A 25,037-nucleotide genomic window follows, 5' to 3' on the forward strand; every position below is an offset into this window, starting at 1 on the left:
TTTAGCGGGAAGTGGTCTCAATAGGGTGGGTAGCTTGCTCCGCGAGTGGAGATGACGTGGATTGTACTTCAGGATATTTAATCCTCGGGTGATAAGCGTTACGTAGTGTTTTGGTAAAAGACTCCGTGATCAAATAAAAATCGCGCAGGGTTAGGTTCGTTTGGTCGAGCTGTCCCTCGCGTTGACAATACTCAATAGCTTTGCGAACTAGGGCACGAAATTCCTCTTCCTCGCTAGGCATTTCGGCCCGGGTGCGAGCTTCAGTCATATCGGCCAACATGAGCAATGCTGTTTCCCGGGATTGAGGGGGTGGGCCGGGGTAACGGAAACGATCCGGATTGACCCTCGAAGGATCATTCCCGGCAGCCTCAAGAGCGCGAGCATATTGGTAACGTGCAATTAAGGTCCCGTGGTGCTCGCGAATGAAATCAATGATGCGGGGGGGCAGACGATATTTCCGGGCGAGTTGTACCCCGTCCTCGACATGTCGAATAATTATATCTGCGCTGGTGTAAGGATCTAGTTCGTTGTGGGGATTTGGTGTTCCGATGGCTTGATTTTCAATGAAAAATGCTGGATTTACGGCCTTTCCAATATCATGATAAATTGCCCCAACCCGTGTTAGCAATGTGTCAGCGCCAATGGCTTCTGCGGCTTGTTCGGCAAGATTGGCGACTTGCAGGCTGTGCTGATAGGATCCCGGTGCGTTGCGCAGCGCAAACTGCAGCAGGGGGTGATCGGGACGCAATAAATCCAGGAGTTGAAGCGGTGTAACAACACCCAGGGCTTGGGAGAAAAGAAATTGAAGTAAAAGGGTTAGGCTTGCTGATGCAATTCCATTGATGAAGGAAGAACCAATAAGTGTAGCAATGCCGATCCAATCCGCAAAGGGATCGGGTAGCCGGAAGGCAATAACCATAGCGCTTCCTACCAATCCAATAGCGACACCTGCCGCGAAAAAGTTTGCCACACGCCGCGCTTTTCCTAACGCTAGGATTCCCACGATGCTGGTCATAAGATAGAACATAAACAACCCGAGAGCATTGGGGAGGTTATAGGCGGAGAGCAGGCTTAACACGAGGGAGAAGATTAGACCAATTTCTAAGTTATATAGGCTGGCCACTGTGAGTGCAAAAGCAGGTAAGGGGAACAAATAAGGGACAACAACACGGTTAGGAACAATGATACGAGCAGCATAGAGGAAAAGAAGAAAAGTCAAAGCCAGAAGGAGCAATGCCTTAAGACTTTCAAGCGCGTGTGTGTGTCGACGGGTAAAATATAGCCCAATAAAAACTGTAAGAGAAAGCACGAGCGCAGTAGCCGCAGCGATTTCGCGCACACGATTTTCGGTTTCGACCAAGCCAAATTTTTCCAAAGCCTCCATTACCGCTGGAGTGATTAACTGCCCACGCCGCACAATAACTTCACCCGCCAAGTAGGAACGAGTCACGGGCTCGACTTTTTTAGCCGCCTCGTCTCGGGCTTTCTGGGTTAACGTTTCGCTGTAAAGACTATTAGGTTGAACCAACGGGGTGACCAAATCGGCTACAATGCGGGCTTGTTCTTCGGGAAGGGTGAAGCTGATCACTCCGGGGACGCTTTGTCGGGCTTCCTCAACTCGATCTTCACGGATAGTACCCCTCATGACCTGTTCAAGGGTCAAAAGGGCTTCTTTTTGAATGGTTTGCCACTGGCTATCGTTGAGATCAACGAGCAAACGTGCTGTTTCCTCGGAAAGAGGAATGTCACTCAGAGCACGCAGATCTTCAATCTTTTGGTCAGGCGTCGCATAAGGATCGTAACGTACGGTTGTAATATAGTTCAGTGCCAGTTGAAGCTTCTCAATCTGGCGGCGGGCAATAGAGGGGTCTGGAGGAAGATAGACAGGAGCAACGGCATTTCGTGCTTCATCTTGGGCTTGATGCGTCAGGACTTCACTCACAAAAGTTAATGTCTTGGGAGCCAGGATGTCCTGAGTCGCCACATCGCCAACCTTGAGGCTGAGATAAGGAGGACGTATGGCAATCGGAAAAAGCAACGCGCCAAGAGAAAGAAGGCTACAGATAATTAGCAAGGCGCGCTTGATGAGAGGGCGATTCAAGCGCTCAAAACGTTTTGGAATTGCCGTGATGCCTTTCATGTCCCTTGGTTTTGGAGGAGTTGCCGCACGACTCGGCTGGCTTCATCGCCGCTAGCGCGACCTTGTAGCCGCGGAATAAGCAATTTCATCACCTTTCCTAGGTCTGCTGGCGTTTTGGCGCCTACTTCTTCAATTGCGGCTTTTGCTATCGCGATCAGTTCTTCCTCTGAAAGAGCTTGGGGTAAGAACTCCTGGATAACATTGATCTCGGCTTGTGCTGCGGCTACCAAATCAGGGCGTTGTCCTTTTTGTGCGTCTTCAATAGTTTCACGGCGGGATTTGATCTCTTTGTGTAAAAGGGCTAAGATTGAATTATCGTCGAGTGGATTGCCTTTATCAACCTCGGCCAAGCGGATGGCTGAGAGGATCATGCGTAACGTTCGCTTGCGCACATCATCGTTGCTGCGCATGGCATCGCGCAACGCTAGTTCAAGTTTGGTTTTTAATTCCGCCATGGCTGTTCTCCGAAAAAAGTGACGTTTAAGGAGTCACAGTAATAAATTCGCGAATTTGCTCAAAGATCCCAGGGCCTATTCCAGGGACATTTTGAATTTGTTCTATTGTATCAAATTTACCGTGCTTCTGCCGATATTCGATGATCGCCTCGGCTCGGGTTTTGCCAATGCCCGGGAGCGCTTCTAATTGTTCAACACTGGCTTGGTTGATGTCCAAACGGTCGGATTCTCTTCCTGAAGCCTCATCATATATCTCAACGGAAGAGGTGATATCTGCCGACAAAGATGAGGTTTCTTCGCCAAGAAACGGGATACGGATTTTGATGCCATCCTTAAGAGGTGCGGCTAAATTTATGGCGTCCGTATCGGCTTGGGGTAGCAAACCGCCAGCAATGTTTATAGCGTCCATTAAGCGACTCTTTGGGGGAACCTCATAAACCCCGGGACGAGTCACTGCGCCCGAAAGGTGTACAACCCATGGGGAGGGCGTTTGAGTTCGAAGAATGATCGTTTCCGAGCGCGGAGGTGCGCTGATGAGTAGGATAAGCGCTGTGGACAGGAGCCCACCCAATACGCCGACCAGAATGAGTTGCCAGGGTTTCATCGTATGGTCATCCTGGGATAGATTCGGTAAGATGAATTCAACCCCAGTATAATATGTGCGATATTTCCGTCAAGACCACCAATAGCATCATTTTTTACTCACTCGGCTGTAAGTAAGCCTATGGAGAAGCGGAGATGGTTAAAACCACTTACTTGTCGCTGATGACGCGGGGAAATACGGATGTTCAGGATATTACAGCGCTTGTTTCTCGCGCTGTGGAGGAAAGTGACATTGAAAACGGCGTGGTTGTTGTTTTCACCCCTTCCAGTACCAGCGCAATCACCACAATAGAATACGAGCCGGGGTGCGTTAGCGATTTAAGACACCTTTTTGACGAGTGGATACCTGCTGAAAGAGACTATGCTCATCATTATCGTTGGGGAGACAATAATGGACATAGTCACTTGCGGGCTTCGATGTTAGGGCCCTCAATCACTATTCCCTTCGTGGAGCGTCATCTGTGCTTAGGCACTTGGCAGCAAATTATCTTTATTGACTTTGATGTGCGCCCACGGCAGCGTCGCTTGGTGGTGCAGATACTTGGTACCTAGGATTACGTTCTAGCGCAAGTTGGTTTTCAAGTTCCAGCATTGCCTTAAAAGCGGTGATACTGACCTCTAGCATGTCCGGGCTAGGGGGACGTGTGGTTAATTGCTGGAGCCAAAGGTTAGGGCGGATTAACCAAGCCACAAGTGGGTGATTGCGATGGTCGGCCGCCCATCGAATGTATTCATAGGCGAGCATAGCTAATACTGGAATAAGGAGGATGCGACTTATAATTAATCCCACCCATGGAAGGTCCCCCAATAACGAAAAAAGCACCACCGAGAGCACAACCAGTGTTAAGATGAACGATGTGCCACATCGAGGATGTTCAAGAGGATAGCGATCAACACTCGTGGGGGTTAACTCGGTGCCGGCTTCAAAGGCATTGATGGTTTTATGTTCGGCTCCGTGATAACCGAAGACACGCTGAATATCAGAAATACGCCCGATGCTCCAAATGTAACCGATGACCACAAACAAACGGATTAGCCCTTCAAACAGGTTGGTTGCCCAACCAGTTAGACCGAGTAGGGATTGAAGTCCTTTGCCCACTAATGCCGGGAAAAGGAAAAATAACCCCACGGCTAGCGCCAGGCTCACAAATAACGTCGCTGCCCAAGTAGCCCCCTCGATTTTTTCACTTTCTTTCTCGGCTTGCAAGTTGGCCGAAAGTGAGAGATAACGCATGCCTAAGCCAAGTGCATCCCATAGAATAACCAAGCCCCTCAGAAAAGGAATTGCGGTCAGGCGTGAGAGATAAATGCCTTTTAGCGGCTCACTAACGACCTCAATGTGGCCTTGCGGTGTGCGTATAGCCGCTGCCACGGCATAACGACCACGCATGAGCACCCCCTCAATCAGGGCTTGTCCTCCGTAAGAGGGAAGTTTAAGATTTTCGGCCATGTTTGATCCTCAGGAATGGGCGAAATCGGGATAGGACATGAGAAATTCTACGACTGCCTGGATACCGCGATACCATGTGGGCAAATGCAGGCGTTCATTGGGAGAATGGATGTGATCATCGGGTAAACCGAAACCTGAAAGCGCCGATTCCAAGCCCAGGATGCACTGCATCATTCCAACGACGGGGACACTTCCACCCTCGCGGCGATAAAGAGGCTCTTTGCCCCATACGTTCTTAAGGGCTTGGGCGAGAGCGCGCACACCGGGGTGATGACGGTCAGTAACGGAAGCTGGGGAGCCGGCAAAAGCAATTAATTCCCAGCGTACGGTGGGTGGGCAGTTCGCTTCGAGATAAGCGCGTAGTTTTTGGTGAATGTCTTCGGGGTCTTGGTCAGGCACCAGACGGGTGGAAATTTTCGCCATGGCCCAAGCGGGAATGATCGTTTTTGACCCTTGCCCGGTATATCCGGAATAAAGTCCATTGATTTCAAGCGTTGGTCGTGCGCCAATCCGTTCTATCGGGGTAAATTCAGGTTCGCCATAGAGTTGTGGCACGCCGAGATTACGCGTAAGTTCGGCCTCTTTGAATGGCAAACGGGCTAATTCCTGGCGTTCTTCATCATCCAAGGGACGAACGTGATCGTAAAAACCGGGCACAAGCACTTTGCCAGAGGCATCGTGCATACCGGCGATCAATTCACAAAGAGCCTGTGCTGGATTGTGAACGACCCCGCCGAAGAGACCAGAATGGAGGTCATGATCAGGGCCATAGACGCGTAATTCAAAGGCGGCCACACCCCGCAACCCATAGGTGATTGTGGGTTGATCCGGGGCGAGCATGCCGGTGTCCAAATTTAAGGCCACATCCGCCTTGAGCAATTGGCGGTACTGCTCTAGAAATTGACTCAGATTGGGCGAACCGATTTCTTCTTCTCCCTCAATCAACCATATAATATTCAAGGGGAGGGTACCAGTAGCGGTGATGGCTTCTACAGCTTTTAGGGCTACCATGACCTGCCCTTTCATGTCTGAAACACCACGGCCATAGAGATATTCACCTTTCTGCCATGGTGAAAAAGGGGGATTTTCCCACTCGTCATAAGGGTCAGGGGGTTGAACATCATAGTGACCATAAATTAGAACTGTGGGAGCATTGTTTAGACGAGGCTCCGTATAAGCCAAAACGACTGGATGGCCTGCGGTTTCGACCGTGTTGGCATTATCAAAACCAAGCCGCTTGAGTTCGGAGACTAACCAATTCGCGGCGCGGCGTATGTCTTCTTTGTGTTCAGGATCCGTTGAAACCGAAGCGATGCTGGCGAATTCCTTTAAGGCGTTGAGAAACGCTTGACGATTAGTATCAACATAGCGCAAGGCTTTGGCTTTGTTTGTCATCATAGAATAACTCCTCAATAAAACGAGATAAGCCGATTATAATTGAATTGTAAGACAAAAAACACTTCATCTGACTTAGATTTGTGCTAAAATATATGCAGGAATCGGTGGTCAGTTCAAGCGTTGCTTGACTGGCGTCGGGTAATCCCATGGGCCCGTCGAAAAGTGCCGCCGGCTAAGGTCCACCGATCCGATGGTTTTGCAGAGCTCCACTTGCCCTTTCCCCTTTTCGGTAAACTTCAACGTCTGCTGGATTTTTTGTTTTCACCCGTGAACATGACTAGACACGGGCGTATTTTTTAAAAACAAGATCCCGAGGTGGCTATGTTAATTACCAATGGCACACTAATCACTTGGGAAACACCCAATCGTATATTAGAGAATCACGCGCTTTACATTGAGAAGGATCATATTCGTGAAATTGGCCCGACCCAAGATTTGATCGCAAAATATCCTCACGAAGAGCGTTTGGATGCGAAAGGGCAGTATGTCATGCCCGGAAATATCTGTGCCCATACCCATTTTTATGGGGCATTTGCGCGTGGGTTAGCCATTCCCGGACCGGCACCAGCAGATTTTCCTGAGATCTTGGAAAAACTTTGGTGGTCATTAGATAAATCACTTTCTCGAGAGGCGGTCTATTATTCCGCTTTAGTTTGCCTGGTTGATGCAGTGCGTCATGGCACAACCACCCTAATTGATCATCATGCGTCGCCGAATGCGATTGCAGGATCCCTTGACCAAATTGCGCGCGCGGTAGAAGAAAGCGGTGTCCGAGCTTCATTGTGTTATGAGGTTACTGACCGGGATGGGCCTGAACGTGCCCAAGCCGGGATAGAGGAGAATCTTCGTTTTATTGAGTACGTCAAGCGCGACCGTCCGCTCAACGGCCGGTTGGCGGCAATGTTTGGTCTGCATGCCTCTTTAACACTAAGTGAAGCCACTCTGCAAACTTGCCGGGAAAGGGTAAGTGAAGATATAGGATTTCATATTCATGTTGCCGAGCACCCCGTTGATGAATATGATAGCCTGCACAAATACGGAGAAAGGGTAGTAGATCGTCTCTACCGCCACGGCATCTTGGGGCCAAGATCCATTGTTGTTCACGCTGTTCATGTAGATGTGCGTGAAATCAATCTGTTGGCCGAGACCGGCACCTGGGTTACACATCAGCCGCGCTCCAATATGAATAACGCGGTTGGCATGGCGCAGACGGAAGGGATGTTACGGGCAGGAGTAAAGGTTGGCTTAGGTAATGATGGTTTTTCTAATGCAATGTGGGAGGAGTGGAAAGCAGCTTATCTGGCACATAAATTATGGCACTTGGATCCGCGCCGTATGCCCGCTACAGATGTTGTTCGGATGGCAATTTACAACAATGCCGCATTGGCTACGCAGCAATTTAACTGTGGTCCCATTGGTGTGATTGCACCGGGCGCTCAAGCCGACCTCATTTTTGTGGATTATCAACCGTTTACCCCCCTGACACCCGACAATTTACCCTGGCATATTGTGTTTGGATTCCACGAGAGCATGGTTACGACAACCATTGTGGCGGGGAAAGTGTTGATGCGGGATCGCGAACTGCTCACGTTGGATGCGGAAAAAATTGCCTACGAGGCGCGTCAACTGGCTCCCCGCATTTGGGAACGTTATCATGCTTTGTTCTAATCTCATCTTGGGAGTCTTGAAGACATGACGGAAGGATTTCAAAACATCCCACAGCGGACCATTGCCATTATCGGCGGTACGGGAAAAGAAGGAAAAGGATTAGCCTATCGTTGGGCGCGTTTTGGACATCAGGTGATCATCGGATCGCGTCAGGAGGCAAAAGCACAAGCTGCGGCCAGTGACATCAATCAGTTATTGGGTTCGAAGGGTCGTCCAGTGATCGGAATGAGCAATGAGCAAGCGGCAGGACAGGCCGAGATTGTGGTGTTAACTGTGCCCTATGCAGCTCATCGTGATATGTGCGAGTTTATCAAGCCTTATGTCCAGGGCAAAATAGTGATTGACGTCACGGTACCTTTAGTTCCTCCCAAGGTGACTAAAGTACAGATGCCACCGGATGGAAGCGCCACCATGGAGGCGCAGCGCATTCTGGGTGAGAATGTTCAGGTGGTGGCTGCTTTTCAAAACATTTCCTATGAGCACCTATTACACGATGAACCTGTAGAATGTGATGTACTGGTTTGCGGTGGGAACAAGGAAGCCCGACACGTCGTGCTTGACTTAGTTAAAGAGGCAGGGTTGGTGGGGTGGGATGCAGGCCCATCTGAGAACGCGGTAGTCGTCGAGGGGTTGACCTCCATACTTATTGGCCTCAATAAACAATTTGGCGTTCAATCAGCGGGTATCCGCATTACTGGGGTGCCACGGCCCGACTGAGAGGCTTTGACGTTATGAATGTGTTCATGACGTTGACCGCACTGCAAGGTATTCCGTTGATTCGCCCGGGCGATAATTTGGGTGAGATTTTGTGGTATGCACTAGTGGCCAATGGAATTACGTTGCAGGATGGCGATATCCTGGTCGTGGCCCAGAAGATTGTATCAAAAGCTGAGGGGCGCCTAGTCAACTTAAGCGAAATTACACCTTCAGCACAGGCGGAAGAATTGGCGCGACTCACCAATAAAGATGCCCGGTTTGTGGAATTGGTTTTGCGAGAGAGCCGCGCCGTATTGCGCTACCGCCCTGGGACACTTATCGTTGAACACCGATGGGGTTTTGTCTGTGCCAATGCGGGCATTGATCATTCCAATGTTGAAGGTCTTTATGGTAACCCCGAGGACTGGGTGCTTCTTTTACCCGAGGATCCAGATGCCTCGGCGCGGCGTATCCGAGCGGCTTTACACGAACGCAGCGGGGTTAATCTTGGGGTGTTGATCATAGATTCGCATGGTCGAGCGTGGCGGTTAGGAACTGTGGGAGTCTGTATCGGTTTAGCGGGCGTACCGGCGTTGGTTGATTTACGAGGTCATCCCGATTTGTTTGGTTATCAATTGCGGGTTACACAAGTCGCCGCAGCGGATGAATTGGCTGCAGCGGCTTCACTGATCATGGGACAGGCGGATGAGAAACGTCCGGTTGTTCACGTGAGAGGATTCCCATATCCACTGCGGGAGTCTTCGTTCTCGGAATTGCGCCGTCCCGAAGAGCAGGACTTGTTTCGGTAGGGATGAGTTATGCGGGTGGTCGCCCTGGCAGGTGGAGTTGGTGGTGCGAAACTGGTGGATGGGCTGGCGCGTTGTGTTTCACCAGACCACCTGACCGTTATCGTCAATACGGGAGATGACTTTCGGCACATGGGGCTGTATATTGCCCCCGATTTGGATACGGTTTGCTACACCCTGGCGGGAATGGCAAATCCAGAGACGGGCTGGGGGCGCGAAGGGGAAACCTGGACGGTTATGTCAGAGTTGGCGCGACTAGGTGGGCCAACCTGGTTCCGCCTAGGGGATCGTGATTTAGCCACGCATCTTGAACGGACGCGCCGTCTGCAAGAGGGGGAAAGCCTTTCCCAAATCGTGTCCGCATTTTGTCGCGCGTGGGGAATAATGGTCAAAGTTCTTCCTATGTCCGATGATCCCGTCGCCACGATTGTGATAACCCGACAGAATGAAGAACTTGGTTTTCAGGACTACTTTGTAGCCCAGAGATGCGAACCTGAAGTAAAAGCCTTTCGTTTTGAGGGAGTCTCAAACGCGCGTCCCGCGCAGGGTGTGCTTGATGCTTTAAGTGAAGCCAATTTGGTTATTATTTGTCCCTCTAATCCATGGGTTAGCATTGGGCCAATACTTGCGGTGCCGGGGATTCGACAGGTGATTAGTCGAAAACCTGTTGTGGCAGTTTCACCCTTGATAGGTGGTCAAGCGTTAAAGGGACCTGCGGCAAAAATGTTCCGGGAAATGGGATGGCAACCGAGTCCGCTGGCAGTGGCGCGTTATTATTCTGGCTTATTGCAAGGTTTGGTCATTGATGTTTCGGACATCGAATGGGCTGAGGAGATTAGGCAACTCGGTATAATACCTGAGACAACCGACATTGTAATGCACGATGTTCAGGATCGTGTTCGCCTGGCAAAAGAGGTTATGGCTTTTGGCCAAAAGATAGTGGAGACTCTTACGTTATGAGCACTTGGGCGATTGTTCCGGTTAAACCGATCTATCAAGGGAAGTCACGTTTAGCGGCTGTGTTATCCCAGCACGAACGAGTGCTTTTGAATCAGATACTGTACGTGCATCTTCTGCAAGTATTGCAGGACGTGAAAGAGATCGAAGAAATTCTAGTTGTCAGCCGCGATTCTTCGATCCTCTCAACGGCGCGTCAGTATCGCGCTCGCACTTTACAGGAAGATGGACGCATCAATCTGAATCTGGCCCTTCGACGTGCCACGGCCATGGCCCAAATTTATGCCGCTAGCGAGGTGTTGATCTTGCCGGTAGATTTACCGTTGGCAAGCCCCGAAGATATTAGGACAATCCTCAAATCGGCACGCTTTGAACGGGGTATTGTGATTGTGCCTGATCGTCGCTTGCGAGGCACCAATGCATTGCTGGTTCGACCGCCAGGAGCATTAGAGTATCAGTTTGGAAATAATTCATTCGAAGCTCATTGTCGCCAGGCGCACCAAAAAGGGTTAGAGGTTCGGACCTTGGAATTGCCTTCAATTGCGTTCGACCTGGATTGGCCCGAGGATCTGGAGTACTGGCGCGAACACCAAATGAATCCACTCACTCTATAATAACCCCAGGAGGAAATCATGGAACGAGTAGCACTTTACTTACAAGACGCTCATGATCTGCGCGAAGGGTTGGAATTTGTTCGTTATGCTGAGCAACGGGGTTTCGAAGCCGTGTGGCAAGCCGAAAGCCGTCTGGTAAGGGATGCCATTGTGCCCATGGCGGCGTATGCCGCGGTCACTGAACGGATTAAGATTGGTTCGGGCGTAATCAATAACTGGACGCGGAACATTGGCCTGTTAGCGGCGACCTTTCTAACCTTAGATGATTTGGCGCCCAATCGGATCATTTGTGGTATTGGCGCCTGGTGGGATCCTTTGGCCCGCAATGTGGGCATTGAGCGTAAGAAGCCGTTGGTAGCCATGCGCGAGACAGTGACTGTATTGCGTCGCCTGCTCAATATGGAACGGGTTACGTTTCATGGAGAATTCATCCATGTGGAAGGGATTGAACTGGATGTTGTCCATGGACGGCGCGAACCGCGCAATGTGCCAATCATGATCGGCGCCACTGGAGATCAAATGATGGAATTGGCTGGCGAGATCGCCGATGGGGTGGTGCTTAATTATTGCGTGCCCCCGGAATATAACTATTGGGCGATGGAATTGCTGGATAAGGGCGCTAAGAAGGCTGGACGCCGGGTGGATGATTTAGACCGGCCGCAACTCATTGTGTGCTCGGTAGACCCAGATCATGATCGTGCGATTGATACGACGCGTGAACTACTGTGCCAGTATTTAGCCCAGCAACCCCATATTGCAAAAGCCTCTGGGGTTTCACCCGATGTCGTAGCGGAAATTCAAAGCATCTTGGGCTGGCCGGCTACCCATGAGCAGATCCAAAAGGCCAAGCACCTGGTTCCAGAAGACTTGATTTATCGCATTACGGCTTCGGGTACTCCAGAAGAAGCCAAGGCCAAGGTTAAGGAATATCTCAAGACTGGGGCAACCTGCCCGATTTTATATCCGGTTGGTGGAGACTATAAACTTCTCATTGATACCTTTGCTCAGATATAAGGATTTGCTTTTGCAGATCGGCCACCTGGGCCTTCCCGGGTGGCCCTCAATCAAGGAGGGTTGGTTATGATCGTTGAGTATCATCGCCCCAAAACATTAAATGAGGCATTGGCGTTATTGCAACGCCCGCATCCTTTTACCATTCCGTTAGGGGGTGGGGTAACAGTGAGCCGAATGAAAGAACCAGATTGTGCGGTAGTTGACCTGCAAGATTTGGGTTTAAATCAAATTGTCTCTCAAGGTAACCTGGTAAAGATTGGGGCTACCGTTACCTTGCAACAACTGGTAGAGTGTGAGGGGCTTCAACCCGATTTGATCCTGGCGGCCCGCAAGGAGACGACTTATAACCTGCGCCAACGTGCTACTGTTGCGGGGAGTATTGTGACCGGTGATGGTCGCTCACATCTGCTGAGTGCTTTATTGGCGTTGGACGCGATATTGATTTGGGCACCGGGGGAACAACAAATGTCCTTGGGCGATTTTTTGGCCTTACGCGGAGCGCGATCTCCAGATGCGGTATTGATAACAGAAATTCGTGTAGCCAAAAACGCCCGACTGAAATATGAATATGTTGCCCGTACACCAGAAGACCGCCCAATTCTTCTAATCGCCGTAGCCCAATGGCCCTCTGGACGAACTCGGGTAGTTGTGGGAGGTTTTGGCAAAGCACCTGGCTTGGTGGTGGATGGGCCGGATGCTGGTGGGGCACAAATGGCACTCCGTGCGATGCTGCAAGACGCAGGGGACGAGTGGGCAAGTGCCACCTACCGTCAAGAGGTTGCTCAAGTACTACTGAAGCGGTGCCTGAGTGCGCTATGAGGACTTGAGGAGGGAGCTATGCAGATAAAACTCTGGGTCAATGGCGTAGAACAAGAATGGCATGTAACTCCTAATGAAACATTATTGGCTGCTTTGCGTCGTCATGGTTATTATGGTGTAAAAGACGGTGGTTGTCAGCACGGCGAATGCGGCGCTTGTGCGGTGTTGTTGGATGGTGTACCGATTAATACGTGTGTCATGTTGGCGGCTCAAGCCGATGGACATCGCATTGAAACGATTGAGGGGATTGGGAAACACCCTGATTTGGGGTGGCGGAAAACGGAGGGTTTGCATCCCATTCAACAAGCGCTGGTGGAGAGCGGCGCAATTCAGTGCGGTTACTGTACTCCTGCCATTGCCCTTGCAGCTAAATCTCTGTTGGATCGTAATTCAAAGCCGACCGAAAACGAAGTTCGGGAGGCCATATCGGGCGTCCTATGTCGTTGTACCGGGTATCTGAAACCGGTGCAGGCAATCTTACGCGCCGCGGCGATAATGCGTGGTGAACAGGTGCCTCCGATTGAGGGTGAGGTCGGAACCTTAGTATTTCCAACCAATTGGCCAGGTTCGGGTGAGGATACCCAGACAGCAAATCCTGGATTAGCGCCTTCACCTATGGTGCGTACCCAAGTGATGCCACGCATCTGGACAGTCATGCGTCCGGAGCGGCAAGCAATGCAGCGAGTTGGCAAACCCGAGATCAAGGTGGATGCAGTTAAACTAGTCCAAGGTAAACCGGCCTTTGCCGCCGATATCGAGATGCGGGGCATGTTAATTGCCAAGGTTTTGCATAGCCCAGTGGCTCATGCCCGGATAAAACGGATCGATGTTTCGAAGGCACGTGCGCTGCCCGGTGTTGCGGCGGTACTAACCTATAAGGATATTCCTCGCGTTCCTTATTCCACTGCCGGCCAATCCGATCCTATTCCTGGTCCATTAGATACTTTCTCGTTAGACGAAAAAGTACGGTTTGTGGGGGATCGTGTGGCGTTCGTGGCAGCCGAAACTGAGGAAATTGCCGAACAAGCCCTTAAGTTGATAGAAGTGGAATATGAACCGCTTCCGGCAATATTAGATCCGGCGGATGCGTTGAAAGAGGGGGCACCGATTATTCATGACGAACCCGATTATGTAAACTTCGCCGAGTCGGATCCTAAACGTAACCTTGCCGCCCAGATCCGGATAAACATCGGCGATGTCGAAAAGGGTTTCCAGGACGCCGACCGCATTTATGAAGCTGAGTACGAGGTTCCCAAGGTTCAACAGTCTCACATTGAGCCTCATGTAGTCGTTACCTATTGGGATGAGGATGATCGTTTGGTGATTCGCACCAGCACCCAGGTGCCATTCCACGTACGCCGTATCTTGGCGCCAGTGCTAGGTCTGCCGGTCAAGCGGATTCGAGTGATAAAACCACGCATTGGCGGCGGCTTTGGCGGAAAACAAGAAGTACTCATTGAGGATGTAGCGGCTCATCTGACCATTGCGACTGGCCGCCCTGTAATGTACGTTTATACCCGCGAAGAAGAATTCACGGCAGCACGTTCGCGTCATCCTATGCGGATACGGATGAAAACCGGGGTTAAACTGGATGGCACGATTACGGCTAACGCGATGTATGTGCTGAGTGATACCGGCGCTTATGGCTGTCATGGCTTGACGGTCACCGGGAACACGGGGCACAAGGCAATGGCGCTGTACGTCGGTGATGGAGAGTATCGCAAGGCGCCAAATATCCGCTTCTACGCAGATGTGGTATACACCAACAAACCGCCTTCCGGTGCGTTTCGGGGCTATGGCGTCCCTCAGGGGTTCTGGGCAGTTGAGCGCCATATGGAACGTATAGCCCGCGATTTGGGTTTAGATCCGATTGCGTTTCGCCTGAAGAATGCCATTCGTGCCGGTGAGTTGCATCCGTTCAGCACGGCGTGGAGCGAAGGACGTGAGCCTCGTCCAGAAATCATTCATACGGTTGGTTTGGAGGAATGCGTCGCCCAGGGCAAAGCCGTTATCGGCTGGGATCAAAAGTTTGGAAACCCGGAGTGGCATCAGGTACCAGGAAAACCCCACTTGCGCCGTGGTATTGGCGTGGCAATGGTTATGCAGGGAACGGCTATCCCATACCTGGATATGGGTGGCGCCTCGATAAAGATGAACGATGATGGTTCATTCAACTTGATGGTCGGAGCGACCGATTTAGGCACTGGTTCGGATACTGTGTTAGCGCAGATGGCGGCAGAGGTTTTGGGGGTGCCCCTTGAGGATATTATTGTGCATTCCTCTGACACCGATTTCACCCCCTTTGATAAGGGTGCTTATGCCTCTAGCACGACTTACATCTCCGGCGCGGCAGTTGTAAAAGCGGCTCAACAAGTGGCGGAGCGAATTCGGATCCGAGCAGCGAAGATGCTGAACGACCAGGGTAATGGCCACGGCACAGTGAAACCTGAGGAAATTCGCTTAGCCGACCGCAAGGCAATTGCCCCAGATGGGCGTTTCGTGACCATGGAAGATATTGCACTCAACAGCCTCCACCACGCCGATCAAGAGCAAATTATGGGCATTGGCTCTTATGTTTCTCCGGTTGCGCCCCCGCCCTTCGCGGCCCAATTTGCCGAGGTAACCGTAGATATCGAAACCGGCCAAGTGACGGTGGATCGGTTGGTGATGGCGGTGGATTCTGGGGTAATCGTCAACCCGATCACGGCTTCTGGGCAAATTGAGGGGGGCATGACCCAGGCCCTAGGGTACGCGGTTTGCGAAGAACTCAAATATGACGAACAAGGGCGTCCGCGCGAAAAAGACTGGCTGAATTATCATATTTTCCGCGCCAATGAGATGCCGAAGTTGGAGACCATCTTTGTCGAGACATTTGAACCCTCTCATCCGTTTGGCGTTAAGGCTGTAGCAGAGATTCCAATGGATGGCGTGGCGCCGGCCGTCGCAAACGCAGTTCTCGATGCATGCGGCGCTGATATTCTGGATAACCCATTAACTCCGGAAAAGGTCTGGCGCGTGTTGAAACAGAAATAGGTTGGTTGGGCTATGAATGAAGAGATTTATCGGGAAGTGGTCAACTTGGTGGAAAAGGGCGAGGCTGGGGCCCTGTGCACGATTGTTTATGCACGGGGCTCCACGCCTCGCCACACCGGAAGTAAAATGTTAGTGTATGCCGATGGTCACTTTATAGGTACCGTTGGCGGTGGTGAATTAGAGAGTCGAGTTATAAAAGAAGCGCTGGCGGCTATCCAGGATGGACGGGCTCGCTTGTTGCGGTATGATATGGTTGATCCCCAGCGGGGCGATCCTGGGGTTTGCGGTGGTCAATTGGAGGTTTATGTGGAACCGATTCTCCCCAAACCGATGATCGTTGTTATTGGGGGAGGTCACGTAGGAAAAGCCTTGGTTCACTTGGCGAAATGGCTCGGCTTTCGGGTTGCAATTTGTGATGATCGCCCAGAATTTTGTAACCCCGAATCCAACCCCGAGGCAGACGAATTCTATCCGGTGCCCATGGCTGAATTACCGCAGCACTTGCGCATCCACTCGCAAACCTATCTTATCCTTACGACGCGCGGTAGCGCTGTGGATGTGGAAGGCTTGCCTGCACTTCTGGAAACCCCGGCGGCATACATTGGTGTCATTGGGTCGAAGCGCCGTTGGGCGGTAACACGCAAAACATTATTGGAGCGTGGTGTTTCAGAAGAGTCGCTTAATCGTATAGTTTCGCCGATTGGGTTGGAAATAAATGCTGAAACCCCTGAAGAAATTGCTGTAAGTATTATGGCCGAAATCATTATGTTGCGCAATGGTGGTAACGGAAAGCGGATGAAAGAAAACCAATAAGTTAAGGAGGAATACCTATGTGGCAGACCTATGTCAGCGCGGCATCTTTAGATGATGCATTAAGAGTTTTGGCTGAAAAACGCGAAAAAGCGCGTGTGGTAGCCGGTGCAACCGATCTTATTTTAGAGATAGAACGGGGTGTTCGTAAGGGCATTGAAACCCTGGTTGATATAACTCGTATTCCTAAACTGGATCAGATTGTCTTGGACGAGGATGGCAATCTGCACTTAGGGCCACTGGTAACCCATAATCACTGTGTGGCTTCAAAATTAATCCGAGAATACGCACTGCCATTAGCCCAGGCGACTTGGGAAGTGGGGTCACCTCAGATTCGCAATCGTGGCACAATTGCCGGAAACCTCGTTACTGCTTCGCCCGCAAATGACACCATTACCCCCCTTATGGCCTTAGACGCCAAAGTGCGTTTGCGCTCATTGCGTGGCGAGCGCGTGGTGAGGCTGAAAGATTTTTACACCGGGGTTCGGCGAACTGTGCTTGAACCGGATGAAATGCTTGTGGATATTGTTTTCCCGGCCCTAAAAGCCAATCAACGCGGAATCTTCTTAAAATATGCCCTGCGCCGGGCGCAAGCCATATCGGTAGTCAATGCGGCTATCGTGTTGACTCTTGAAAATCAACGAGTGAACAAGGCAGCCATAACATTAGGTGCCGTAGCCCCAACGATTATCCATGCCATTGAAGCAGAAGCCTTTTTGGTGGGTAAGTCGCTCGATTCGGAAACGATACAACGTGCGGCTGAGTTGGCCATGCAAGCAGCGCGCCCTATTTCAGATATCCGCGGCTCAGCCGAATATCGGCGATATATGGTGGGAGTTTTGATCCGGCGCGGGTTAACTGCCATTGCTCAAGGGCGAGAACGTGGCAATTTGCCCGAAGGGCCAGTTTTGTTGTGGGGAAAGAGCAGTCCCAATTCGAACGGTTTAACTAAAACGATTGTTCATACTCAGAACACTCCCATTCAAACCGTTATCAACGGCAAACACTACGAATTCAGCACCGGTCAAAACAAAACCCTTTTACGGCTCTTGCGCGAGGAAGCAGGCCTCATTGGTACTAAAGAGGGCTGTGCAGAAGGGGAATGTGGTGCATGTACCGTTTTCTTAGACGGGGTTGCCGTGATGAGTTGTATGGTTCCAGCGGTGCGGGCGCATCAGGCTGAAATCCGTACCATTGAAGGGATTGCAGAGGGTGATCGCTTACATCCGGTGCAACAAGCGTTTGTGGAGGAGGGCGCGGTTCAATGCGGCTATTGTACGCCAGGGTTCATCATGTCGGCGGTTAAACTGCTTGAAGAAAAACCGCGACCTTCGATTGAGGATATTCAATATGCGATTACTGGCAATTTGTGCCGGTGCACTGGATACTATAAGATCATTCAGGCCATTGAGCGGGCAGCGGAGCAACATGGGGAGATGGTGTAATGGGTAAATATGCCGACTACAAACGCCAACCGTCCATGAGCGAGCGTGAAGCCAGCACAAAATTGCACCCTATTTGGCAAGGGGTGGGTTTTGGACTGATGATTCTCACGCCGTTACTGGGTTATTTTGGGGCTTTAGTCCTGCTGGAAGAAAACTCGCGTCGCAATTGGGTTACGATCCCAGCGGATCTGTTAGCCCCTGGGAAAGATCCGTTGTTGTATGCGAAAATCATTCTAACGGTGGCGTTGATGTTGGTTATCTTTACTGTTTTTCAATTATTCACTTATGTGCTCTATCGCCTATTCGGTCCTTCGCGTTACGGGCCCTTAGATGTACCCCCGGTCTCATATCCGAAACGCCAAAAAAAGCAGCGCTGAGTCGTAGTTTGGAGGTCACTTTATGAACACATACATTGGCCAATCTGTGACTCGGGTGGACGCAGTCGCAAAAGTTAAGGGTGAGGCACTCTACCCGGGTGATTTCAATTTTCCTAATCAGGCTTATATGAAAATTCTTTTCGCTAACCGCCCACATGCACGCATTCGGTCTATTGATGTTTCAGAAGCATTGAGCATGGAAGGGGTTATAGCCGTCTTTACCGCGGCAGATGTTCCTGTTAATGAATATGGCCTGATCATGCCTGACCAGCCGGTGTTATGTGGACCAGGTTCAAATAAGCCGTATGCGGATCGCGTGCGTTTTATCGGTGATCAGGTCGCGTTGGTGGTAGCGGAAAACGAAGCTATTGCCGAAAAGGCACTCCAGGCCATTCGCGTGGAATATGAAGATTTGCCGGTGGTTACCGATCCGCGCGAGGCAATGAAAGAGAATGCCACTTTGCTACACCCTGATAAGGGCTCTAACGTTTTCTGCCGCTATCGTATCCGCAAAGGTGATGTTGAAAAAGCCTTTGCTCAAGCCGATGTGATTGTCGAAGGATATTATGAGACCCCCTTTCAAGAACATGCCTACCTGCAACCCGAGGCGGGGGTGGCTTATATCGATGAGGAAGGACGAGTTACCGTAGTTGTTGCTGGGCAATGGACGCATGAAGATCGTGAGCAAATCGCTCATGCGCTTAATTTACCTGAGGATCAAGTACGAGTCATTTACCCGGCCATTGGCGGAGCCTTTGGTGGGCGCGAGGATATGTCGGTACAAATTGTGTTAGCGTTGGCTGCTTGGCGATTGCATCAGCGGGGTATTAATCGCCCGGTGAAAATTGTGTGGTCGCGTGAAGAGTCTATCATCGGGCATCATAAACGTCATCCCTACTACATTCGGGCTAAGTGGGGTGCCAACCGTGAAGGGAAAGTCATCGCTGCGGAAGTTGAACTTATTGCAGATGGTGGGGCTTATGCCTACACTTCGACAAAAGTTTTAGGCAACGCGACCCTGCTCTGCACGGGTGCTTATAACATTCCGAATGTAAAAGTGGATTCCTACGCGGTTTATACCAACAATATTCCCACTGGCGCTTTCCGTGGCTTTGGAGGTCCTCAGGCGATCTTTGCGGCTGAATCCCAGATGAATAAATTGGCGGAAGCCCTGGGGATGGATCCGGTTGAGATTCGGATGCGAAATCTTTTGGGTGAAGGTGATTTGCTCTCAGTGGGGACCCCGCTTCCCAAAGGGGTGAGCATTAAGCAAGTGGTTGAAACTTGCGCGCTTGCGGCAGGATGGGAAAAAACGGAGCGGGGTTGGCAGCGCCCAACAGGTTATGTGTGGCAAGTTGAGGGATCACCTAACCTGCGCCGCGCTATGGGGTTTGCGTGTGGTTTCAAAAATGTAGGTTTCTCCTTTGGCGCACCGGAAAATTGTTGGGCGATTATAGAGTTGGAAGGTGGAGCAGAAATTGAAAAGGCTACCCTTTACCATGCAGGCGCTGATGTTGGGCAGGGGGCACATACGGTATTCGTTCAAATGGCCGCCGAAGCATTGGGGGTGCCAATTGAAAAAGTCTCGTTGGTAGCATCGGACACCGCTTATACCCTCAATTCCGGAAGCGCATCAGCATCGCGGATGACCTTCATGGCGGGTAATGCCATTCGAGGGGCGGCTGAACTTGCGCTGGAAAAATGGCGCAACGAAGAACGTCCAGCGCGAGCCGTTTATCAATATCGGCCACCTAAGACAACCCCCTTAGATCCAGAAACGGGTAAATCGGAGCCAAATTTTGCTTATGGATATGTTGCCGAAGCCGTTGAGGTAGAAGTGGACCTCGAAACTGGGCAAGCACGTTTGGTCAATGTGTGGTGCGCCGACGATGTGGGAAAAGCGGTCAATCCACAGCAAGTGCAGGGGCAAATCGAGGGAGCGGTGGTACAGGCGGCGGGCTATGCCCTGTTGGAAAACTTCATTGTCCAAGAGGGGCAGGTGTTGACCAAAACGCTCTCTACGTATTTGATCCCAACCGTGTTAGATGTCCCGGAGAACGTTGAATCGCTTATCATCGAATACCCCGATCCTATTGGCCCTTGGGGTGCACGTGGCATGGCAGAGATGCCCTATTTACCCTTAGCACCAGCGATTTCTTCGGCACTGCGCCAGGCCACCGGAAGATGGTATGACGCTTTTCCTTATACCCCCGAACGTGTCCGTCAGGGGTTGGAAACGAAGTAAACACTTGGGGACGGGAAATTCCGTCCCCTCTTTCAAAGAGGTAACGCGAGATGCCGTTACGGGTTTTGGTGCGAGGCGGTGGTGATCTTGGAAGCGGCGTGGTGATGCGGTTGCACCAGGCTGGCTTCTGGGTTTTGGTGACTGAATTAGAAAAGCCGCTGGTTGTACGGCGCAAAGTGGCTTTTGCCGAGGCCATTTATGCCGGAGTCACCCATGTGGAGGAAATCCTTGCACAGCGGGTTGCCACTGCGGAGGAAGCCCGAGAATGCTTTCTGCGCGGTGAAGTACCGGTGATGGTAGACCCAGAGGCAAAAGCACGTGCTTGGTTCAAACCCCACGTGCTCGTGGATGCCCGTCTAACCAAAAAGGGTTCAGATTTGCCTCATCCTGTCGCGCCATTGGTGATTGGAATTGGCCCCGGTTTTGTAGCCGGTCAAGATTGCCATGTGGTTATTGAGTCCATGCGAGGGCATACGTTGGGGCGCCTTTATTGGGAAGGCAGTACCGAACCGGATACTGGAATTCCCGAGAGCGTAGGGGGGTATGATGCTCAGCGAGTATTGCGTGCACCGGTTGCAGGGGTTTTGACGGCTTGTGTTGAAATTGGCGATCTGGTTAAGCAAGGTCAACCGATTGCTACCGTAAACGGGTATGAAGTGCTTGCTCCCTTTGATGGTGTGGTTCGGGGCTTGGTGGCAGATGGGCTGTATGTAACCCAGGGGATGAAAATCGGGGATGTGGATCCACGGCAGAACCCCAAGTACTGTTACTTGGTTTCAGATAAGTCCTTAGCAATTGGTGGGGCTGCCCTGACGGCCATTCTCTCAGTGTCGGCTCTTAGATCTGTGCTTTATCGTGATGACTAGGCATGAATCTAAAGCATGCCTTAAGAATTTCTGAACGTTCTAAGGTGGCGTTAGTTGGCGCCGGGGGTAAAACGACCACGCTGTTTGCTCTTGCCCGTTCCTTGGAAGGGTCTGTCATTCTCACCAACAGTGCTCATCTGGGCCGTTCACAGGCCGCATATGCCGATTATCATGTGATCGTTGAATCCCGAGAAGAGGTGGACAAAATCTTTGCCTCCCTAGGGGATGGAGTCACGCTAATCACGGGGATTGAACGAGAAAGTGGACGGCTTATCGGTCTAACGCCTGATGTATTGACCCAGGTGTACTCTCATGCCGAAAGGTTAAATCTTCCGGTTATTATTGAAGCCGATGGCTCGCGGATGCGTCCACTTAAAGCCCCTGCAGAACATGAACCCCCGATTCCCGAATGGGTGGATTCGGTTATAGTGGTATGTGGTCTCTCGGGGTTAGGTAAACCTTTGAGTGAATCTACCGTCTTTCGTCCCGAAATTTTTGGCCAACGGGCGGGTTTACCTCTTGGTCAGCCAGTAACACCTTTCGCTTTGATTGCTTACCTGCTACACCCCCAAGGTGGTTTGAAAAATATTCCGCAACATGCGCGCCGAATAGTACTTTTTAACCAGTGGGACGAATGTAAGCCGGATGATCAAACCATTCTTTTGCAAAATCTGCCGCTCCTTCATCGATCTTATGATGCGGTTGTTTTGGGTAATGTTATTCGTGGAGGTGAGGATGCTGTTGTTGCCGTTTATGAGCCTATTGCAGGCATCGTTCTAGCCGCGGGGGCATCCCAGCGGCTTGGGATTCCTAAGCAGTTATTGGCATGGAAAGGAAAGTCCCTTATCCGATGGATTGTGGAAGCTGCCTTAGGTGCGCACCTTTCTCCGGTGATTGTGGTGGTAGGGGCTTGGATTGAACCCATCCAGCAAGTGCTGGCTGACCTGCCAGTGCGTATTGTGATCAACCCCAGATGGCCCAATGGGGTATCTACCTCGGTGGTGTGTGGCCTGGAGGCATTACCAGGGGGCGTTGGAGGAGCAGTCTTTTTGTTAAGTGATCAGCCCTATCTTTCTGTGGAACTTATACGCGCCCTCAGAGACCAACATGCGCACACGTTAGCACCAATTGTAGCTCCCTTTGTTAAAGGGCATCGAGCCAATCCGGTTTTATTCGATCAAGTAACCTTTCCTGCGTTAAGGCAGTTGCAAGGTGATGTGGGAGGAAGGGCGATCTTCGGTCAGTTCCCGGTATTACCCTTGGAATGGTCTGATGAGCGTATTCTATTGGATATTGACCAACCTGAGGATTGGGAGCAAGTTCAGAAAATAGGGTGAGGAGGCTATGGGAGCAGGGGTGAAGATCGGTGCAGTGGTTTTGGCTGCCGGACTCTCACGGCGGATGGGGGCACCGAAACTCTTGTTGCCCTGGGGGGATCGTAAAGTGCTGGAACACGTTGTCGTAACGCTGTGGGAGGCAGGGATTAAGAGCATCGAGGTCGTAACGGGAGGATATCGTGAGCAAGTGGAAAATTTATTACGGGCACTGCCATTTCCCATACGATGGGTACACAATCCCGAGTTTGCGGAAGGGGAGATGATTTCGTCCTTGAAAGTGGGGCTCAAATGCCTTTCTCCGACTCTTGAGGCGGCGTTGATCGTTTTAGGTGATCAACCTCAAATTCAGCAAGATGTCATTACTCAATTGGTCAGGCGGTATACCGAACGAAAATCACTGCTGGTTGTGCCGAGTTACCAAATGCGGCGGGGGCATCCCTGGCTGGTTGATCGCCGTTTATGGAGCGAACTTATTACATTACCGGCGGAACAAACTTTAAGAGATTTTCTTGCCCGTCACGCGGATGAAATTGATTATCTAGTTGTCAACACTCCAAGCGTTATCCAGGATTTGGATACCCCAGAAGATTATGAGCAGATGAAACCTCCCCATTCTTCGGGGGAAGATTAGGGAGGTTTCATCCTATAATAAAGGCCAATGTAGTCTCTGAGGTTGGTTGGCAATGGGGATGGTTTCACTCTGGTTTTTAGATCTTAAGGCATTGCAACTAAAAAAACTGGGACAGCGGGAAGGAACGTTGGATGCTATTACGCTTGAGATTCCACCCGGGGCATATACTACATTTCGTACGTTTCGGGGGTATTATGCCCTATCTCTGGATACACACTTTCAGCGCTTAGAGAGAACGATATTTCTACAGGGTTATTCTATATCTTTACCCCGGGAAGCACTTCGATCGGGTATTTACACGGCTATTACTCATGCGGGTATGAGTGAGAACTATCGAGTGCGCTTACTTGTGCCTGTAGCGGAGGAAATACCGGGGTGTTACATCTTGGTTGAACCATTGGCAGTTCCTGCGGATTGGCTTTATCAAGAAGGTGCCTGGGCAATCACTCGGATTCTAACCCGCCATCAACCCGAGGCTAAATCCAGTCAGTTTATTCACCAAACAGTTTCGTTACGGGAACAGGAATTAAAACAACATCCCCGGATCAACGAAATCTTAATGGTCAATGCGCAGGGGGAAATATTAGAAGGCTTATCAAGTAACTTCTTTGCAGTGAAGAAAGGGCAAATTTTTACGGCAGGCAAAGATGTACTGCCAGGTGTAACGCGCTCGCTAGTTATCAATACAGCTCAGAGGGCGGGGTTTCCGATCCTCTTCTGCCCGATAACCATTAACGACCTGGGAACAATTGAGGAGGCATTTATCACCAGCAGCAGTCGTGGGGTATTGCCGATAGTGCGGGTAGATAAGCGTGACATTGGAAATGGCTACCCAGGTGCGATAACGCGAACCATCGCGCGCTTATATGATCTAAATGTGGATCGGTTGATTGAGCCCATTTATTTAGTGAGGTGAGGCGGGGTCAGATGGCGTTTCATTGAGATCAACCTCGTCCTCTTCTGAGGTGTTGGTTTCGCCACGGTCCATCGCCGCGAGAAGTTCCCGTGCTTCGGCCGCTTGCTCGGAGGGAACAAAAATCCGAACCTCGCCGAGCGGTCCGACAGTTAACCCGTAGACTGCCCCGGCGCTTTCCTGATACAACACTACGGTGAAGCCAGCGGCCTCCAGGAAACCACAAATAATGTCGGCATGGAGACGACCGTTGGCACGGTAGACTTCCTCATAGCCAGGCGGGTTAGGGGGCATCACGACTCTCTTTCTTGTAGGACTTCGTAAATCAATGAACCAATTGTGTCCAATTGTTGCTTGGCATTATTTAGAAGGCGGGAAAAACGGACATCTTCGGGATCGAGGGAAGTTTCAAGTTGCCTGATCGCTGTTTCAAGCCGCTCAGCATGAGGGTAGGCTTCGCCCTTAGGATGACCTTGGAGCGCTGCGGCGCTTTGCGTGGCGATAAAAGCGGCATAATCTTGGAATTGCTCATAAGCCCGACGGCACAATGGGCAATGCGTAGGCTCATCCAGGTGAACCGTCTTTTGCTGGATAATGGCTTTGCGTAGCCGTAAAGTGGCCGATTCTGTCATTCCTCTCTCCGCGTTATGGCTTTCGGGCGACTAGGCTTGCAATTGCTTTCAACCCTGAATGTCCTTGGGTAATACCTTCATTATAGTAAAGAATTTCCCACTTGCAAAAGATGTTATAGAGTTCACCT

Annotated in this window: 24 protein-coding genes; 17 read left to right on the forward strand and 7 right to left on the reverse strand. The window is 51.0% G+C overall.

Features of this window, described 5'->3' with window-relative positions:
* Position 1 precedes the first annotated feature (1 nt).
* From AC01YT_RS09215 to AC01YT_RS09225, 3 genes are read right to left on the reverse strand one after another with little or no spacing between them, the layout of a single operon-like run.
* Entirely contained in the window at positions 2-2,140 is a 2,139-nt protein-coding gene (locus AC01YT_RS09215) for an HD family phosphohydrolase (RefSeq protein ID WP_476674800.1), read from the reverse strand.
* Positions 2,137-2,595, reverse strand: coding sequence for a GatB/YqeY domain-containing protein (locus AC01YT_RS09220; protein WP_476674802.1), 459 nt, complete (start codon positions 2,593-2,595; stop codon positions 2,137-2,139). Before AC01YT_RS09220 ends, AC01YT_RS09215 begins: the two co-directional genes overlap by 4 nt.
* Positions 2,596-2,620: 25 nt before the next feature.
* Positions 2,621-3,199, reverse strand: a complete 579-nt coding sequence (locus tag AC01YT_RS09225) for a helix-hairpin-helix domain-containing protein (protein ID WP_476674804.1) — start codon at positions 3,197-3,199, stop codon at positions 2,621-2,623.
* Positions 3,200-3,333: 134 nt separating this feature from the next.
* Between AC01YT_RS09225 and AC01YT_RS09230 the strand changes: the two genes are divergently transcribed.
* Complete coding sequence (locus tag AC01YT_RS09230; protein ID WP_476674806.1) at positions 3,334-3,750, forward strand: secondary thiamine-phosphate synthase enzyme YjbQ; 417 nt, start codon at positions 3,334-3,336, stop codon at positions 3,748-3,750.
* Here AC01YT_RS09230 and AC01YT_RS09235 read toward each other — a convergent pair.
* A complete protein-coding gene (locus AC01YT_RS09235; protein ID WP_476674808.1) occupies positions 3,689-4,648 on the reverse strand; it encodes a DUF1385 domain-containing protein in 960 nt (319 codons plus the stop codon). The two genes, AC01YT_RS09230 and AC01YT_RS09235, sit on opposite strands and share 62 nt — an antisense overlap.
* Before the next feature lie 9 nt (positions 4,649-4,657).
* Complete coding sequence (locus AC01YT_RS09240; protein WP_476674810.1) at positions 4,658-6,046, reverse strand: dipeptidase; 1,389 nt, start codon at positions 6,044-6,046, stop codon at positions 4,658-4,660.
* A gap of 321 nt (positions 6,047-6,367) precedes the next feature.
* Between AC01YT_RS09240 and ssnA the strand changes: the two genes are divergently transcribed.
* From ssnA to AC01YT_RS09320, 16 genes are all read left to right on the forward strand, one after another.
* Positions 6,368-7,714 (forward strand): putative aminohydrolase SsnA, encoded by a 1,347-nt coding sequence (gene ssnA, locus AC01YT_RS09245; protein WP_476674812.1) that lies wholly within the window; start codon positions 6,368-6,370, stop codon positions 7,712-7,714.
* 24 nt (positions 7,715-7,738) lie between these two features.
* Positions 7,739-8,431: an NADPH-dependent F420 reductase gene (gene npdG / locus AC01YT_RS09250; RefSeq protein ID WP_476674813.1), complete on the forward strand. Its 693-nt coding sequence runs from the start codon at positions 7,739-7,741 to the stop codon at positions 8,429-8,431.
* Between the two features lie 14 nt (positions 8,432-8,445).
* A complete protein-coding gene (gene cofE / locus AC01YT_RS09255) occupies positions 8,446-9,219 on the forward strand; it encodes a coenzyme F420-0:L-glutamate ligase (protein ID WP_424913234.1) in 774 nt (257 codons plus the stop codon).
* 9 nt (positions 9,220-9,228) lie between these two features.
* A complete protein-coding gene (cofD, locus tag AC01YT_RS09260) occupies positions 9,229-10,176 on the forward strand; it encodes a 2-phospho-L-lactate transferase (protein ID WP_476674816.1) in 948 nt (315 codons plus the stop codon).
* On the forward strand, positions 10,173-10,787 hold the full coding sequence (cofC, locus tag AC01YT_RS09265; RefSeq protein WP_476674818.1) for a 2-phospho-L-lactate guanylyltransferase: 615 nt from the start codon (positions 10,173-10,175) through the stop codon (positions 10,785-10,787). Before cofD ends, cofC begins: the two co-directional genes overlap by 4 nt.
* Positions 10,788-10,805: 18 nt before the next feature.
* Positions 10,806-11,801, forward strand: coding sequence for an LLM class flavin-dependent oxidoreductase (locus AC01YT_RS09270; protein WP_476674820.1), 996 nt, complete (start codon positions 10,806-10,808; stop codon positions 11,799-11,801).
* Between the two features lie 66 nt (positions 11,802-11,867).
* Positions 11,868-12,620, forward strand: coding sequence for an FAD binding domain-containing protein (locus AC01YT_RS09275; RefSeq protein ID WP_476674822.1), 753 nt, complete (start codon positions 11,868-11,870; stop codon positions 12,618-12,620).
* Between the two features lie 18 nt (positions 12,621-12,638).
* Positions 12,639-15,653, forward strand: coding sequence for a molybdopterin-dependent oxidoreductase (locus tag AC01YT_RS09280; RefSeq protein ID WP_476674824.1), 3,015 nt, complete (start codon positions 12,639-12,641; stop codon positions 15,651-15,653).
* Between the two features lie 12 nt (positions 15,654-15,665).
* Positions 15,666-16,466, forward strand: coding sequence for an XdhC family protein (locus tag AC01YT_RS09285; protein ID WP_476674826.1), 801 nt, complete (start codon positions 15,666-15,668; stop codon positions 16,464-16,466).
* Positions 16,467-16,483: 17 nt separating this feature from the next.
* On the forward strand, positions 16,484-17,908 hold the full coding sequence (locus tag AC01YT_RS09290) for an FAD binding domain-containing protein (protein WP_476674827.1): 1,425 nt from the start codon (positions 16,484-16,486) through the stop codon (positions 17,906-17,908).
* Positions 17,908-18,285, forward strand: coding sequence for a hypothetical protein (locus tag AC01YT_RS09295; RefSeq protein WP_476674829.1), 378 nt, complete (start codon positions 17,908-17,910; stop codon positions 18,283-18,285). Before AC01YT_RS09290 ends, AC01YT_RS09295 begins: the two co-directional genes overlap by 1 nt.
* Positions 18,286-18,307: 22 nt before the next feature.
* Positions 18,308-20,530 carry a xanthine dehydrogenase family protein molybdopterin-binding subunit gene (locus AC01YT_RS09300; protein WP_476674831.1) on the forward strand — a complete coding sequence of 741 codons (2,223 nt, stop codon included), beginning with the start codon at positions 18,308-18,310 and terminating at the stop codon, positions 20,528-20,530.
* Positions 20,531-20,580: 50 nt separating this feature from the next.
* Positions 20,581-21,396, forward strand: a complete 816-nt coding sequence (gene yqeB / locus AC01YT_RS09305) for a selenium-dependent molybdenum cofactor biosynthesis protein YqeB (protein ID WP_476674833.1) — start codon at positions 20,581-20,583, stop codon at positions 21,394-21,396.
* Between the two features lie 2 nt (positions 21,397-21,398).
* Positions 21,399-22,733 (forward strand): selenium cofactor biosynthesis protein YqeC, encoded by a 1,335-nt coding sequence (gene yqeC, locus AC01YT_RS09310; RefSeq protein ID WP_476674835.1) that lies wholly within the window; start codon positions 21,399-21,401, stop codon positions 22,731-22,733.
* A 7-nt stretch (positions 22,734-22,740) separates the two neighbouring features.
* Complete coding sequence (locus tag AC01YT_RS09315) at positions 22,741-23,364, forward strand: nucleotidyltransferase family protein (protein ID WP_476674837.1); 624 nt, start codon at positions 22,741-22,743, stop codon at positions 23,362-23,364.
* Positions 23,365-23,416: 52 nt separating this feature from the next.
* A complete protein-coding gene (locus AC01YT_RS09320; protein ID WP_476674839.1) occupies positions 23,417-24,280 on the forward strand; it encodes an aminotransferase class IV in 864 nt (287 codons plus the stop codon).
* Here AC01YT_RS09320 and AC01YT_RS09325 read toward each other — a convergent pair.
* Both AC01YT_RS09325 and AC01YT_RS09330 read right to left on the reverse strand, forming a co-directional pair.
* Entirely contained in the window at positions 24,269-24,571 is a 303-nt protein-coding gene (locus AC01YT_RS09325; protein ID WP_476674841.1) for a putative signal transducing protein, read from the reverse strand. The two genes, AC01YT_RS09320 and AC01YT_RS09325, sit on opposite strands and share 12 nt — an antisense overlap.
* Positions 24,571-24,909 (reverse strand): hypothetical protein, encoded by a 339-nt coding sequence (locus tag AC01YT_RS09330; protein ID WP_476674843.1) that lies wholly within the window; start codon positions 24,907-24,909, stop codon positions 24,571-24,573. The genes AC01YT_RS09325 and AC01YT_RS09330 overlap by 1 nt, the downstream gene beginning before the upstream one ends.
* Between the last annotated feature and the right edge of the window lie 128 nt (positions 24,910-25,037).

The sequence above is a fragment of the Thermanaerothrix sp. genome (genome assembly GCF_056331585.1).

Bases quoted from the DNA above. Each gene is read 5' to 3' on its own strand.
- AC01YT_RS09215 (WP_476674800.1), bottom strand. From the start codon at position 2,140: ATGAAAGGCATCACGGCAATTCCAAAACGTTTTGAGCGCTTGAATCGC.
- AC01YT_RS09220 (WP_476674802.1), bottom strand. From the start codon at position 2,595: ATGGCGGAATTAAAAACCAAACTTGAACTAGCGTTGCGCGATGCCATG.
- AC01YT_RS09225 (WP_476674804.1), bottom strand. From the start codon at position 3,199: ATGAAACCCTGGCAACTCATTCTGGTCGGCGTATTGGGTGGGCTCCTG.
- AC01YT_RS09230 (WP_476674806.1), top strand. From the start codon at position 3,334: ATGGTTAAAACCACTTACTTGTCGCTGATGACGCGGGGAAATACGGAT.
- AC01YT_RS09235 (WP_476674808.1), bottom strand. From the start codon at position 4,648: ATGGCCGAAAATCTTAAACTTCCCTCTTACGGAGGACAAGCCCTGATT.
- AC01YT_RS09240 (WP_476674810.1), bottom strand. From the start codon at position 6,046: ATGATGACAAACAAAGCCAAAGCCTTGCGCTATGTTGATACTAATCGT.
- ssnA (WP_476674812.1), top strand. From the start codon at position 6,368: ATGTTAATTACCAATGGCACACTAATCACTTGGGAAACACCCAATCGT.
- npdG (WP_476674813.1), top strand. From the start codon at position 7,739: ATGACGGAAGGATTTCAAAACATCCCACAGCGGACCATTGCCATTATC.
- cofE (WP_424913234.1), top strand. From the start codon at position 8,446: ATGAATGTGTTCATGACGTTGACCGCACTGCAAGGTATTCCGTTGATT.
- cofD (WP_476674816.1), top strand. From the start codon at position 9,229: ATGCGGGTGGTCGCCCTGGCAGGTGGAGTTGGTGGTGCGAAACTGGTG.
- cofC (WP_476674818.1), top strand. From the start codon at position 10,173: ATGAGCACTTGGGCGATTGTTCCGGTTAAACCGATCTATCAAGGGAAG.
- AC01YT_RS09270 (WP_476674820.1), top strand. From the start codon at position 10,806: ATGGAACGAGTAGCACTTTACTTACAAGACGCTCATGATCTGCGCGAA.
- AC01YT_RS09275 (WP_476674822.1), top strand. From the start codon at position 11,868: ATGATCGTTGAGTATCATCGCCCCAAAACATTAAATGAGGCATTGGCG.
- AC01YT_RS09280 (WP_476674824.1), top strand. From the start codon at position 12,639: ATGCAGATAAAACTCTGGGTCAATGGCGTAGAACAAGAATGGCATGTA.
- AC01YT_RS09285 (WP_476674826.1), top strand. From the start codon at position 15,666: ATGAATGAAGAGATTTATCGGGAAGTGGTCAACTTGGTGGAAAAGGGC.
- AC01YT_RS09290 (WP_476674827.1), top strand. From the start codon at position 16,484: ATGTGGCAGACCTATGTCAGCGCGGCATCTTTAGATGATGCATTAAGA.
- AC01YT_RS09295 (WP_476674829.1), top strand. From the start codon at position 17,908: ATGGGTAAATATGCCGACTACAAACGCCAACCGTCCATGAGCGAGCGT.
- AC01YT_RS09300 (WP_476674831.1), top strand. From the start codon at position 18,308: ATGAACACATACATTGGCCAATCTGTGACTCGGGTGGACGCAGTCGCA.
- yqeB (WP_476674833.1), top strand. From the start codon at position 20,581: ATGCCGTTACGGGTTTTGGTGCGAGGCGGTGGTGATCTTGGAAGCGGC.
- yqeC (WP_476674835.1), top strand. From the start codon at position 21,399: ATGAATCTAAAGCATGCCTTAAGAATTTCTGAACGTTCTAAGGTGGCG.
- AC01YT_RS09315 (WP_476674837.1), top strand. From the start codon at position 22,741: ATGGGAGCAGGGGTGAAGATCGGTGCAGTGGTTTTGGCTGCCGGACTC.
- AC01YT_RS09320 (WP_476674839.1), top strand. From the start codon at position 23,417: ATGGGGATGGTTTCACTCTGGTTTTTAGATCTTAAGGCATTGCAACTA.
- AC01YT_RS09325 (WP_476674841.1), bottom strand. From the start codon at position 24,571: ATGCCCCCTAACCCGCCTGGCTATGAGGAAGTCTACCGTGCCAACGGT.
- AC01YT_RS09330 (WP_476674843.1), bottom strand. From the start codon at position 24,909: ATGACAGAATCGGCCACTTTACGGCTACGCAAAGCCATTATCCAGCAA.